This is a genomic window from Peptoclostridium acidaminophilum DSM 3953 (assembly GCF_000597865.1).
Taxonomy (GTDB): Bacteria; Bacillota; Clostridia; order Peptostreptococcales; family Peptostreptococcaceae; genus Peptoclostridium_A; species Peptoclostridium_A acidaminophilum.
Window position 1 is genome coordinate 1,044,341 of record NZ_CP007452.1, and the last position, 13,621, is coordinate 1,057,961.

The 13,621-nt window shown below is 47.8% G+C and carries 10 protein-coding genes; 7 read left to right on the forward strand and 3 right to left on the reverse strand.

Annotation, left to right across the window (positions count from 1 at the left end; translation table 11 throughout):
- Nucleotides 1–64 precede the first annotated feature (64 nt).
- The 4 genes from EAL2_RS15975 to EAL2_RS15160 all read left to right on the forward strand — a co-directional run bounded on the left by EAL2_RS15975 (nucleotide 65) and on the right by EAL2_RS15160 (nucleotide 4,039).
- Complete coding sequence (locus EAL2_RS15975; protein WP_330375827.1) at nucleotides 65–1,009, forward strand: DUF429 domain-containing protein; 945 nt, start codon at nucleotides 65–67, stop codon at nucleotides 1,007–1,009.
- A 35-nt stretch (nucleotides 1,010–1,044) separates the two neighbouring features.
- A complete protein-coding gene (mntA, locus tag EAL2_RS05140) occupies nucleotides 1,045–1,461 on the forward strand; it encodes a type VII toxin-antitoxin system MntA family adenylyltransferase antitoxin (protein ID WP_025435338.1) in 417 nt (138 codons plus the stop codon).
- A complete protein-coding gene (hepT, locus tag EAL2_RS05145; RefSeq protein WP_025435339.1) occupies nucleotides 1,454–1,870 on the forward strand; it encodes a type VII toxin-antitoxin system HepT family RNase toxin in 417 nt (138 codons plus the stop codon). The genes mntA and hepT overlap by 8 nt, the downstream gene beginning before the upstream one ends.
- 237 nt (nucleotides 1,871–2,107) lie before the next feature.
- Nucleotides 2,108–4,039 carry a copper amine oxidase N-terminal domain-containing protein gene (locus EAL2_RS15160; RefSeq protein ID WP_025435340.1) on the forward strand — a complete coding sequence of 644 codons (1,932 nt, stop codon included), beginning with the start codon at nucleotides 2,108–2,110 and terminating at the stop codon, nucleotides 4,037–4,039.
- Nucleotides 4,040–4,094: 55 nt separating this feature from the next.
- Here EAL2_RS15160 and EAL2_RS05155 read toward each other — a convergent pair whose 3' ends face one another.
- On the reverse strand, nucleotides 4,095–4,418 hold the full coding sequence (locus EAL2_RS05155) for a hypothetical protein (RefSeq protein WP_025435341.1): 324 nt from the start codon (nucleotides 4,416–4,418) through the stop codon (nucleotides 4,095–4,097).
- Nucleotides 4,419–4,645: 227 nt separating this feature from the next.
- Here EAL2_RS05155 and EAL2_RS05160 point away from each other — a divergent pair, with 227 nt between their 5' ends.
- The 3 genes from EAL2_RS05160 to EAL2_RS05170 all read left to right on the forward strand — a co-directional run bounded on the left by EAL2_RS05160 (nucleotide 4,646) and on the right by EAL2_RS05170 (nucleotide 11,461).
- A complete protein-coding gene (locus EAL2_RS05160; protein ID WP_025435342.1) occupies nucleotides 4,646–5,455 on the forward strand; it encodes a zinc ribbon domain-containing protein in 810 nt (269 codons plus the stop codon).
- A gap of 73 nt (nucleotides 5,456–5,528) precedes the next feature.
- A complete protein-coding gene (locus tag EAL2_RS14750) occupies nucleotides 5,529–10,379 on the forward strand; it encodes an MFS transporter (RefSeq protein ID WP_025435343.1) in 4,851 nt (1,616 codons plus the stop codon).
- Between the two features lie 11 nt (nucleotides 10,380–10,390).
- Nucleotides 10,391–11,461 (forward strand): zinc ribbon domain-containing protein, encoded by a 1,071-nt coding sequence (locus tag EAL2_RS05170; RefSeq protein WP_025435344.1) that lies wholly within the window; start codon nucleotides 10,391–10,393, stop codon nucleotides 11,459–11,461.
- 72 nt (nucleotides 11,462–11,533) lie between these two features.
- Here the strand turns inward: EAL2_RS05170 and EAL2_RS05175 are convergent, their stop codons facing one another.
- Both EAL2_RS05175 and ychF read right to left on the reverse strand, forming a co-directional pair.
- Entirely contained in the window at nucleotides 11,534–12,265 is a 732-nt protein-coding gene (locus tag EAL2_RS05175) for a zinc-ribbon domain-containing protein (protein ID WP_025435345.1), read from the reverse strand.
- 116 nt (nucleotides 12,266–12,381) lie between these two features.
- Nucleotides 12,382–13,476 carry a redox-regulated ATPase YchF gene (gene ychF, locus EAL2_RS05180; RefSeq protein WP_025435346.1) on the reverse strand — a complete coding sequence of 365 codons (1,095 nt, stop codon included), beginning with the start codon at nucleotides 13,474–13,476 and terminating at the stop codon, nucleotides 12,382–12,384.
- Between the last annotated feature and the right edge of the window lie 145 nt (nucleotides 13,477–13,621).

Consider the following 13,621-nt stretch of genomic DNA (forward strand, 5'->3'; position numbering starts at 1 on the left):
AAAGGTAGCTGGATACAACTGCATAGGCATCGACGCCTGCAAGGGCAAATGGGTGGCAGTCTGAATATCAGACAAAGGCTTTGAAGTAGGCAAGGTTGACACCATAGGAGATGTCTGCAAATCCTATCCGGATTGCGACACATACCTGATAGACATCCCAATAGGCCTTCCGGAAAGCCAGGATGATGCAAGGCCCGACATGCTTGTGAAAAAGGAGCTTGGCAAGAAGGGTGCCAGCATATTCCCGGTGCCCTGCAGGCAAGCGGTGTATGCTGATGACAAGGCCAGAGCAAGGGAATTGAACATTTCCACTTTTGGGAAGAGTCTGTCGGAGCAGAGCCTTGGAATATCAAAGGCAATAAGACAGGTGGACGAATTTTTGCAGGGTAATCCGGAGTGGAAAAACAGACTGCTAGAGAGTCATCCGGAGCTTTGTTTTTCGAAGCTGAATGGAAATCAGCCGATTATGGAAAAGAAGACAACAGCAGAAGGCCATAATAAGCGGTTAGAGGTTTTAAAAAGACTCTATCCCGCTACGGACAAGGTTATAGAGAAGTTTCTGGCCGACGGACTAAACAGAAAGAAAACAGGCGACGTTGTGGATGCACTGTGCCTGGCTGTAATGGGCAGGTTGATTGCACAAAATGGCTGCAGGAGATTTCCCGAAAAGCCCATGATAGACAGCACCGGACTGATTATGCAGATAGTATACGGCGAGGAGAAGGCTATGATAGAAAAAACGGAATCAAGTAATAATGCAAATAAAGAATTTAGTATGGAAAGCAACGGGAAGCGAGAATTGAGCATAGGCAAGGAATACAGGCACTTCAAGGGCAATGAATATCTGGTGATGCATATAGCAAAGGATTCAGAGACATTGCAGGAGATGGTTGTGTATCAGGCTCTTTACGGAGAGCGCGGAATATGGGTGAGGCCTCTTGAGATGTTTCTTGAGCAGGTGGAGGTTGACGGTAAGAAGGTATACAGGTTCGAGGAGATTCTTGACTAGCCGCAGACTAATGATATTTTGGAGGGATACAAATAATGGATAAGGAGCTGTTGGATAGGTTTAAGGCATTCTTAATCAAGAAAGATAATATTGTCTTTGCATATGTTTTCGGCTCCTTTGTTTCTGGAACCCAGACGAAAGATAGCGATGTGGATTTTGCTGTTTATTTGTCCAAAGTAGATATAGATGCAGCCGAATATCTTGGCATGAAGGTCGAACTTATGGACATAGCCAAGAGGGATGTCGACATAGTAATTTTGAATTCAGCTAATCCATTGGTGAAAAATGAAATCTTTGGGAGTGGTGTTCGCTTGTTTTCCAAGGATGAGGAGCTGGAGAGCGATTTTATAGTTAAATCACTTTTCGAATATGAGGATATGAAAAAATACTATAAGCTGTCATACGACACAATGATAGAAAGGCTTAGGAAGGAAGTGAGCGACAATGGTTAAGGCTGAAGTATTAAGAAAGCGGCTGGAGCAGATGAATGCATCGCTTAATAAGATTAAAAGATACAAGGATATCTCACTTGATGAATTTATAAGCGATGACATAATTCAAGATGTTGTTGAATACAACCTGTTTATAGCTATAAATATGATGGCCGACATTGCTACTCACATAGTTATTGACGAGCAGCTGGGAAGTGTCAACAGCATGGGAGATGCGTTTGAGATATTGTGTCAAAAAGGATACATCTCAAAAGAGGAAGTATCGCTCTATAAGAATATGATTGGCTTTAGAAACATATTATCCCATGAATATGTAAAGATTAACAAAGAGCTTGTATATAGTGTCGCAAAAAACAATATAGTGGATTTTCAAAAATTCATACTGTTTGTTCATGAAAATTTCATGTAACAGTGATTTGATTGAAACTCATGCATCCTAAGATTTACAGAGATTTACAGAAAAAAGCTGAATACGACTGGAAAGTTCAATACGAGAAGGGCTCACCTGGGCGGCTACTTTGCCAAGGAAAACGGCAAGTACGACGAGTATGCGAAGGCCATGTTCAGGCGTATTTTGAAGACAATACGAACATAGCATACAAGCAATGTAGATATTTATTTTTGAAGGCTGAATGGAGGGACGTCAATGAAAAATGCAGTCAGTAAAAAAATTGCAGCGTTTATGGTCGTATTGGCACTAATACTCAATTTCAATGTGGCCATGAATAGTGCGTATGCGGACAGCCAAGCTATACCGTTTGTTTATCCGGAAGGATACTTGAACACAGATGGAATTCCTGGAATAGTTGAGATTGACCCTGTCAATTCGGAGGATACTATTGACATTGGGAATGACAATGTAAATGAAGATGACGTTAAGCACAGATTGAAAGTGCCTGCTATAGTCGATCATTATGCAAATCTGTATAAATCATATCAGTTCGGGAATGTAATAACTGTTATTGAAAGTGAAAGATATAAGACGGCTGCCAATAACGTTGTTTTCTCAACAAGTGACAAAAACTCATATATCAACAATAAAGTCACCATTAACAAAAACAATCCCCAGGAATATGACGAGCCTGGTTCTGCTTCATATTGGTCTTACATACATGAGTTGACCCATAAAATCGAGGATGACAATGGAGATATAGGTTATACCGCAGGAATCACGAAGTACAGCAGAGCATACGGTGAGAGAAATATCGAGTTCATGGAGAGCATCCTTAGTAATGCTGTAAGTATATTGGAGCGTTTCGAGAGCGATATCGAGAAAGAAGATTTCGTTCAGGCCGAGGTTAGATGGAAAGCATTCATAGCAGCTTATGAGGATACTATACAAACCAAGCATATCGAGGCGTCTGGTGCAGCATTTTCGCCTGATTTCATGCTGCTGAAAAACTGGATTGGATTTGATGTTGACAGGTATGCCATTGAAAACTACTATAAATCCGGAAATGCGGGGGAGAAATTCAAGCGATTTTTCGAAAGAGATCTGGGCAAGAAGACAACGCTCAATTCTTTGAAAGCCGGTTCGTACGTAAGCATAAGCGGATTAAGGTTCAGCGTTGTAGATCCTTTGCGCGGCTACATAATGTATTCAACATACAAATCGGATATTAACCGAATGAAAGCATGCTTTGCTGAAAACAGCGCAATCGACAATGTAGATCCATATACGCTGAGAGCTTATTTGGATAAATGGTATAACGAAAAGTTTCCGGATGACCAGAAGATTTTGGTCAGAGACTTTTTGGATGACAAGTTCAACAAGGCCGGTGTTATAAGCCTGGATGACTATAAGAAGTTTTTAAAGCCAATCAACTTCTCTGCAGAAACGCCTATATGGCTCAACGGGTCATATGTGGCTAAAGACGGAAGCGGAAATCTTATTCGCATATTATATCCAAGCTTGTACTGGGATATAGTTTCCTGGGGGGCGGCTACAGAGGTCTGGAATGTTGCGCCGGCACTCTATTTGAATCCAGCAACACCTATTCTGTCTGGTACAGGGAGTCATGATGATCCATATATAATAAGCAAAGCAGGCAACACAAACACGACAGCCGGCAGCAGCACTGGCAGTATTGAAAGACCGGTTGTTACGCCGCCGAGTATCAGAACTTATCCAACAGGGTTGCCGGGCCTGGATTTTGCAAACAATCCTCCGCCGGCACTCTACATAAACAGCACAATTAAGCTGAGGATTTCCGATACAAAAGCAACCATAAATAATCGAGATATTAGTATCGATGTTGCTCCTGAGATTAAAGAAAACAGAACTTTTGTGCCATTGAGATTCATAGCTGAGTCGCTAGGAGCCAAAGTGGATTATATCCCTGATTATAAGGGCTCTAAGACTATAGTTATAAGCGGGGCAAGTGATAACCAAGAGGATTATATCATCCTGTTTGTAGGAAGTAAAAATGTTCTGCACAATCAGGTTACCGAAAAAATGGAAAATACTCCTTATATTAAAGATGGTCGTACCCTGATTCCGCTCAGAGGCGTTTGTGAAAAGCTGGGTGCGGATATTGAATGGGATGGAAACAAAAGAGAGATAACTATAAAAAGATAGTGATCCAGTAAAAAAGCTCTCGAGTTGATTCTCGAGAGCTTTTTTTAAATCCAGTTTACTTGTCCTTGGTTTTGTCTTTGCCAAACTGCGCATCTATAAGATAGTGGATAGCATTTTCTAGCCCTTCAAGTGAGTCGCTTTTGGTTGTGGATGTATGCAGGATTTCATCTCCCGCTTCGTCGGTACGCACGAGGCTTACTATGAAACGGAATTTTTCATTTTTGTTTTGCCAGTCGGAGCCGTAGAGTTTTCTTACGAATATCTTGTGGCTTTCGTCTATATCGAGTGAAGCCACATATGAATCGTCTTCCGTGGTCTCTTTTAATGGCCCTTCTATTTGTGATAAAAGCTCTGATGCTATGGTTTCAACGGATTTCATTGTTATCCCTCCATTTTGAAGAATAGTCGCCGCAATGGGCGCTTGTATTAACACTCCGGATTATAAGGTGTGTTTTTTGCTGTCTTCAGAAACATTATATACCAAGGAGTAGTTTTCTTCAATCAGACGGAAAAAGGCTAAAATTACCGACAAATGCTACTAAATATAAGCTCTGAAAAATGTTATAATGATTTAAATACAATTTAAATTATGAAAGGGGCGGTAGCATGAAGTGTATTAGTTGCGGTCAACAGATTCCGGATGAGAGCCAATTCTGCGAGTATTGCGGAGCGTCGGTAGCGGCGGTTCCGGAGGAGATTGAGGAGATTGAGGAGATTGAGGAGATTCAGGAGGAGCAGGAGCTGTTTGAAGCAGATAAAGAGGACACGGCGCTTATGAGTCAGCAGATGGAGCAGATCAGTCCTGGGGTTATGAAGGGAACAGACGGGATTCTAAGATGGGCCTATGACATGAACATGTGGAAGAATCCTACGATTCTCATAACAGTATGGAAGGTGCTAATGCTTGCGGCTATGGCGCCGGCTCTCCTTGTGAGCCTCTTGGCTATAGGTGACGGCGTGGTGGAAGCCCTGGGGGCATTTGTCAAAGTGGTGATGTATACGGCGGGAATAGTTACGGGGCTAATGGTCATTGCTTATCCGATAGTGGCCATTGTCAACGGAGGCAGATACTGCGTCGTGTTCGAGATGGACAACTTCGGAGTCAAGCACATACAGATGCAAAAGCAGTTTGAAAGGAGTCAGGTGCTTTCTATGCTGACTGTCCTGGCGGGAGTGGCAGCGGGAAATCTTCAGGCTACGGGCGCGGGACTTTTGGCTGGTTCCAAGCAAAGCTCTTATTCGAAATTTGCAAAGGTCAAAAGCGTTGTTGTGCACGCCAAGCGCAATGTCATTTACGTAAACGAGAATCTCGAGCACAATCAGGTGTATGCGGCAAGAGAGGATTTCGATGCAGTGCTTGAGCACATTCTTGGCCACTGCAAGAAGGCGAAGGTTACATACAAATCAAAGCCTTAAGGCATTCTGATAAAGCCGGTGGATTTGAGTACATAAATGGGGAAATAAGTTCCGAAGGGATGGGTTGTGATTTATGCAAAATGAACTTTCAATATCGAAAAGTCAGGCTGCGCCGCAAATTGACGATGCAACGCTGGGGCCGGCTCGTTATTTGATCGGAAGCATTAAGCGGAGTCTTAGCGGAATAGGGGCCTTGCTGAAAACGCCGAAGCTGCTTTTGCCTACTGTATTTATGGCGATTATGTGGTTTGCGCTTTCTTATCTTAAGATGTATTTGCCGGCTTCTGGAGCCGTGTTTGCTCTGAGCCTCATATTCTTTGCGCAGGGCGGCATGTATGCGGGGCTGCTGGGAGCCATCGGTGGAATAATAGGCAAGGCGTTCTTTGCATGGTTTGTGACTAACGCTCTTATGCCGGTTCTTACGGGCAAGAAGGCCCCAAAATCAGTGAAGATGAAAATAGGACCAGCTTTTGTTATAAGCGATATGCGGGGTTTTGCGCTTTTTATGGCGGGCGCGGGAATCGCGCTTGTAATATACAATTTCCTAACGGGCAACGCAAGCCTTGAAAACAGCGTCATTGGCCTTACGGCCATTGTGGCTTGCCTGAGGTCACTCAAGAATCCCTCGGGGTTCCTGGTAGGATTCCTGCGCTCATTCACCAAGGGGAGGCTTTCAAGGCCGAGGGCCGGCCACTGCGTGGTAGGAATGATGCTTGGTTTTGCCCTTGGTATAGGCTCATCGTTTTTGACTACCGGGGGGCTTTGCTACACGCTGGGCGGCATTCTGATTGCAATATCGATAGTCTTAGCCGCATTGTTCAGGGGAAGGCGGGTTCCTGCAGCTGCGATGATTGTAATGCTGCTTATGGGAGTTATGGCTCCTGCGCTTGGGGTTGCGCAGGCTGAGCAAAAGTGGATGGATCCGTACGAGGCGTACGGTGTGGCAAAGGGAGACTACGAGGCTCTAAAGGCTGCCATTGCAAAGAAGCCTTTCTATGGGGCGAAGGTTGAACCCATGGGCATGACATTTGGTACATATTACGGGATAGTCCCAAACGCGCAGGAGATAACAATCATGGGCGGCAGGGAGACTACGATTGACCTTGAGATATCTTCACCGTCTCTTGAGGACTTGCACAACAAGACTGACGTCTACAGCTATCTTAGCGCTAAGTTCAAGGGAAGGGCGTCCTTCTTTTATGACGAGGCGGCGCTCAGCTCGGAGCATCCTTACGAGAGCGATCAGGGGCAGAACCGTCTACCGATAGTGGCCAGGAGCGTGGGAGACTATTCGGGTTATGAGATAAACCGTTCGGATTATGGAAGCGGGGCTGCGCCCTTGAATTTTAATATAAAGGGCAGCGAAAGCGCATATCCCGTGGTTTTCGACTCATTCGAAAGTATCAGGGAAGGCCTGTTGACTGACACGGAATACAGCGTGTACGGCCAGCAGGCTTTCAGTTATGATCCCGGGCAGCTTTTTATGGTGGCGAAGCTTGCGGGAGGCACAGAGATAAGGATGAGCGACGGAGATGTGATTCAGGGAGAGATGGCTAGCGAGCTTCATCTTTGCGTCAAGGAGATAATGCTCGATGCCCCGTCGGGCGCAACTGAGAAGGTCAGCACGGTATGGGTGCTTGACGATGTGATTATAGACAATCCTAATGAAGGGGGCGGATATTTTCACACTGAAGTGGCAAACGGAAGAATATTCGAATCTTCAGGTGGCGGCGAAGGGGACGACTACGGTGCCACTGAGTATACATGGACTCTGCCTCCGGAGCGCATTGAGCTCGGGCGGGAAGACGAGATACAGATCAAGAAGCGGATTACATGGCAAGGGGATCATTTTACGGCCCAATGCGGATACATGCTGGGCAGAGTTTACATAACTACGATTCCAGAGGGGGAAAGTGAATATAAGGCCGTATATGAAGGCTATTTCGCGGCTCCGGGGAAGGAGGCCACGTCTACAACGCTTTACGGGAACAATCTGGACCCGGGACAGTATGTGGAGTCGCTCTACACTGTCAAGCGGGTAACCAGCCGAACTGGAGACGGGCCGTACGACGATTTGGATTCTGAAAACAGCCGAATGGTAATAGAAATATCGGCTTTTGGAAGCGGCAGCGTGACATACGTATACAAGCTTTCCACGGAAGCTGTATACGGAGAGACTGCTCCCGGCGGCGAAGACGGTGACGGCCTGCTTGGAGGTCTTCTGGAGCCATGGGAGCACGAGTGGGATGAGCGCGCTGACGAAATTGAAACGGGCGCTATAGGCGCCGCCTCGGCTCTGGCGGGCCTAGTAGGTGCAGGAGCTGCAGCGGCAGGAGGCTTTGGTGGCCCGGGAGGCCCGGGAGGTTTTTTCAGGACCAAAAGGGAGGGCATGGACTACGATCCAAGCGACGGCACGCTTGTTGTGACTTCGCCGAGCGGCTCTCAGGAGATTTACCGGCTGAATCCCGTCACAGGTGAATTTGAAAGCTCATACGGCTCGACTCTGAACCTTGGCGATGTGGACAGGGCAAGGGAAGATCACAGAAGAGACCTTGCAAATGCCGCTAAAGACAGGCAGAGAATGGAAAACAGGACGGACGGCGATTCGGAATACTGGCGCAAGGTGAACCGCCTGGAGCATCTTAGAGAAAAACTGGAGCGCGAAGGCAAAGGCGACACCGATTTGCTTAGCACGAAAATGGCCAGGAGGCTCGAGCGGATCCAAAATGACATACACAGCGGCAAAGGGCTTGACGAGAAGGGCTACAGAGCCGTAAGAGATGCCTACGGTAAATACACAAGAGGTGAAATCGGCAACAGCAGGGATCTGCCAGGAGAATATACAAGTTGGCAGAATACCAAGGACATGATTTCCATGAGTACGGAGGAGATTTCAAGGGGCGAAAGCGGCAAAGCCGTAGCGCTGAGGATTTTGGTTGGCATGGCGACCGGCGGCAGCTCGGAATTCGGATTTGAGGCCGCCCGTTCAATATACATTGTCAAGGACTACGTCGACGCCGGGGGAGACAGCTGGAGAGAGGCCGTGAGCAGGGCTGCACTTCAGACGGTTGTGGACGAAGGCATAGGCCGCGCCGCAGGCTTGGGACTCAACCTGGTGGGAAAAGCCGGCTCTTTTGCGGCGAATATGGCTTCGAAGACCAGGCTTGGAAGGGCAGCTGTGGATGGCGCCAAGAATCTGGCCGGCAGGGCTTCGAACTTCCTGGGACAAAATGTGGGAGATTTGGCCAAGAAAGCGCTTGGAAGCTCGGCCAACAAGGCGGACGATGCTGCAAGGGCTCTTAAGGCTGCAAATGCGGCCAATGCTATAAAAGCCGCCAACAAGCAGCTCGATGACGCAATAAAAGCATCGAGCCAGCAGGCGGATGATGCCGCAAAAGCCTTGGGCAGCAAAGCGGACGATGCGGCAAAATCCGTAGCAAAACAGGCAGATGATATGGGTAAAGCTGTTGGAGGCCAAACAGATGATGCGGCGAAAGCTGCGGGAAGCAAGACTGACGATGCTGCTAAGGCGGCAGACAAGGCGGATGATGCTGCAAAAAATGCGGGCGAGAAGGCAGATGACGCCTCAAAGACGTCGGGCGAGAAGGCCGAGAAGCCAGCAAAACCTGAGGGTCCAAAGAATCCGGATTATGAAGCTGCAGAGAAGAAGTGGAACAAGCAGATGGATGAGGCCAGGGACGAGGCTAAAAAAGAGATAGACAAGTATAAGGAAGCTGCAAAGGGCAAGGATTCGGCTGAGTCGGCACGGGATGCGCTCTACAGGAAGGGCCAGAAGATTGGCGAGCAGAAGGTGGACAACCTAAGGCGCGCACAGGAGAGGATAAATAGCAACCCGGGATCAAGGGAGGCTCAGGACGCCTACGATCAGGCGCTGCGCTCAGTCCAGCAGGACAAGTACGCCATGACTAAGCTCAACAGCCTGGATGGCCCGGGAGCCAATGAGCTGCGCGGCAATTTCAACATGCGAAACGAGCAGTTCACACAGGCGACGCTCAGGAACACCAAGGAGCGACTTGCGCTTGAGCATGGCGTAGATCCAAGTGAAATCAAGTTCGTGGAGGCGACCAATTCCGGAGCGGGAGCAAGAACTGCCGACGCATCTGTTACAGCCAGGAAGGTGGATGTCAGCCAGCACACTGCCGCTGATTTCAAAGGGGCGTCTACGGCTGACGACGTAATACCGCAGTCGGCGCGGATCAAAGGCGCTCCTATGGACAAGGATGTCACTGCAAGAATTTTCGACAAGAAGACAAACCAGTGGATAGACCTGCCTAAGGAGGATGTTGAAAGGATATACAGGCAGGAGCTCTACAAGTCCCACCACAAGGGTGAGCTGCCGAAGTTAGACGGCAAGGACATAGTGGACGATGAGGCGATATCGGAATTTGCAGAGAATATGGACCACACTGTCACAGACCGTACCGGCAAGGACGCCTACGGCAGGGGAGACAAGGATCTTGTGAACATTCTCGACAAGGGCAACAAAGGTGTAAAGGAATTTGAAGACATCACATCTGTTACGGGAACCATGGAATACAAGTCCAACGAGTGGTTCGAGCGTGCAGACAAGCTCAGGGAAAAGGCGGCTGAGGCTGGAGGAGACGCGGGCGAGGAGTTTCTTGTGAAGGCCGAGGCGCTTCAGGGCGAAGGCGTGCGCCAGCTCGTAAAGCAGTTTGATGCCCAGATCGCAGGCCAGGTCAAGGCGGTGGCTGCTACCGGCAGGAACATTCATGTGTCAGACAAGCTGCTCAAGTCCATAAGGGTGCTTGACCAGGTGGGCAAGGAGGGCGGCATAACAATGGCACAGGCTGAGGGCATACTAAAAGGCATGGGCACCTCTGTAGACGACGTTGTTCAGCAGAGCTCTTCAATAATGGAATCGATAGCAAAATTCAAGGGATAGGAGCGAAAAGCATGCTTAAACAAGAGACGGTAATACTATCAAAGGAGGCTGCGCTGGCAGCAGCACAGCAGCTTGGAATAGAGCCCAACCGATTGTCGAAGCTTTTGGATATTTCTGAAGCATCAGGCAAGAATTCCAAAGGTGGCCAGGGTCTAGGGGACGGACAAAAAGAACAGGTCAGGTGGCTTGCGCAGCCTTACAGCATATCGTTTTTAAGCGCTGCGCTGCAGGATGAGAACTTATTTTTCACTACGATACTCGCGGGAGAGGAAGACTATGCCTTTTACGGTGACGAGGGGGATAATATCCGCCTCAAGCCGGCTACGGCAAATGAAGTTTCACTGTTAGCGCGCGACCTGATAGGAGCAGCAGGTGTTCAAAAGACAAACACCGCACTTTCGCTTAGCAAAGATGGCCTGGTGTCGCTCACATGCCTGCTGGATGTTCTCAAAAGGAGGGAGCTTGAGAATCTGATTCTACATGTTGTGGGATCAGAGCCAATTGAAATGAGCGATTTGGAAGACGAGCTCGCTATTGCTCGTGAAAACCGGGACATTCGCTGGCTGACGCCGTTTTTTCTGGATGTATTCGACATGAAAAGCCCCTTTGATTTAAAAAGGGGGCTCTCGGAACTGTCGAATATGGGAATTGTAAAGCTTCAGAAAAATGCTGTTGAAGTGCAGGAGGAAATGTCAGGCTGGCTGGGCATGCTAAGCGGCAGAAAAAGCCTGCTGGGTATAAGCAGCATATTCTACCACAATGCTGCGCTGCAGCTTCTGAGCGCGGCATTCCTAAGAGTGGGAGACTATCTTTACTGCATCGAAGGCGGAGAAAAGACTACATGGGTCAGTATAGACGAGAAGCAGCTTAAGGAAACTGTAATGACTCTAATAGCCCCTGGAGAGAATCCTGGAGGCCTCAATGCAAAAGAAGAGCAAGTCATGTCTGCAGAGCCGGCTGTTGCTGTCGAGGCTACGGAGCCAGCCGCCAAGCCATCGCCGAAGTTCTGCAAATATTGCGGAACTCCGCTGGCGCCTGGGGGCAAGTTCTGCCGCAGCTGCGGCAAGCCCGTGGGAAAATAATAAAAAAGCGACAAGGATTCAGTTGCCCTATAAGCAATTGAACCCTTGTCGCAAAATGTGTTGACTGGCCGTTTATTTTAGAAGAGGGCACTTGCAGCGATAGCAGGTGTCTTCTTTTATGTCGCAAAGAGTGGCGCAGGCGGCGCAGAATATTATATCATCGCCTGTCTTGTCGTATTTTTCGTAGCTGTTTAGGCCGCCGTGGTGCCTGAGCCTGTCGCCGACATTGAAATAGTTATAGAGCGTGTCATCGTCATCTACGCTTATTACATACTTTTTGCCGCTGTCGCTTCTTACGAAAACCGTGAATTCAGTATAGCGTTTGATGTAAGAGCTGCTGCCTGATTTGACTTCCTTTGCCTTGTTCTTTACTGTCTTATCGATGACCTTACCATCCCAAGTTTTGCTGCGCTTTCTCCCCATAATCTGAAACAGGGCGATCGTTACGAACATGCCGCCTATTCCGAACCCTATGTACAGGGATTCGGGATTTGACATTCCGTCAATGCCTTTTTCCCCTGCTATGTAGAATCCTACGACTGCAATAAGGGCAATCCCCAGGGAGAAATACAGCGACCATCTGTTGGAGTTTTTGAGGTATTTTTTAAATGCCGGGTCGCTTATCCTGGGGGAAAAGCCCACAAGATTATTGCTGGCTTTCTTGGGTTTGCTGGAAGCTATTGCTGCAGACTCGGCATGCGATTGTCTTTCTTCTCCGGTTTCTATTCCGACAACCTTTTCGCCGCAGCTGCTGCAGAAAACCGAATCCGGCTCGAGCTTGGAGCCGCAATTTGTACAGAACATCTGAAGAGACCTCCTTTCGAAAGTAGCCTGTTGCATGATACACAAAACACCCCTGAAAAATCAGAGGTGCTGTATGAATTAAGCTGGAAAACACGAGTGTTTAGTAGGGATATATATTATACGTTGAATCTGAACAGCATTACGTCTCCGTCATGCACTACGTATTCCTTGCCCTCGACTCTCACAAGTCCTTTTTCCTTGGCTGCCGCCATGCTGCCTGATGTTGCAAGGTCTTCGAACGCTACGACCTCGGCTCTTATAAATCCTTTTTCAAAATCTGTGTGTATCCTTCCGGCTGCCTGAGGAGCCTTGCTGCCATTTACTATTGTCCAGGCTCTGGTCTCCTTTGGTCCTGCAGTAAGGAAGCTTATGAGGCCAAGCAGCTTGTAGCCTGCTCTTATTAGCTTGTCCAGGCCTGATTCCGAAAGTCCAAGGTCCTCAAGGAACGCTGCCTTTTCTTCGTCCTCAAGCTCTGCGATTTCTGCCTCTATCTGTGCGCACACTACTACAACCTCAGCGCCTTCCTGTGCCGCGTGTTCTCTTACGGCTGCCACATTTTCGTTTGTAGCTCCGTCATTGGCAAGATCGTCTTCGGCTACGTTTGCAGCGTATATTACGGGCTTGTATGTCAGCAGGTTTAGGTCTTTTACAAACTCCGCCTCGTCGTCTGTGAGCTCAAGGCTTCTTGCCATTTTGTTGTCTTCGAGCGCATTTTGTATCCTCTCTAGAAGCGCCAGCTCATTCTGAAGCGACTTGTCAGATTTGGCAGCCTTTTGAGTCTTTTGAATTCTGCGCTCGAGCATCTCTATGTCTGAGAATATAAGCTCAAGATTTATTGTCTCGATGTCTCTAAGAGGTCCTATAGAGCCTTCTACGTGAACTACGTTGGGATCCTCGAAGCATCTTACAACGTGAACTATTGCCTCTACCTCTCTTATGTGCGAGAGGAACTTGTTGCCAAGGCCTTCGCCCTTGCTCGCGCCTTTTACAAGGCCCGCTATGTCGCAGAACTCTATTGCTGTTGGAAGTATTCTTTCAGAGCCATATATGCCTGCAAGTACTGCAAGTCTCTTGTCCGGAACAGACACCACGCCTATGTTGGGGTCTATTGTGCAGAACGGATAGTTTGCTGATTCCGCGCCTGCCTGTGTTATCGCGTTAAACAGGGTGCTTTTTCCCACGTTGGGAAGTCCTACTATTCCAAGTTTCATTAAAAAATCTCCTCGCTTTTTATTGAAAAGCCTATAAGCTTTCATTATATTGTTTTCGTTTTGGTTTAGAACATGCAGAAATATTATATATCATGGAAGGGATTTGTTCAAGAAATTAAGCCGCCCAGAGTTAAAATCTTCCCTG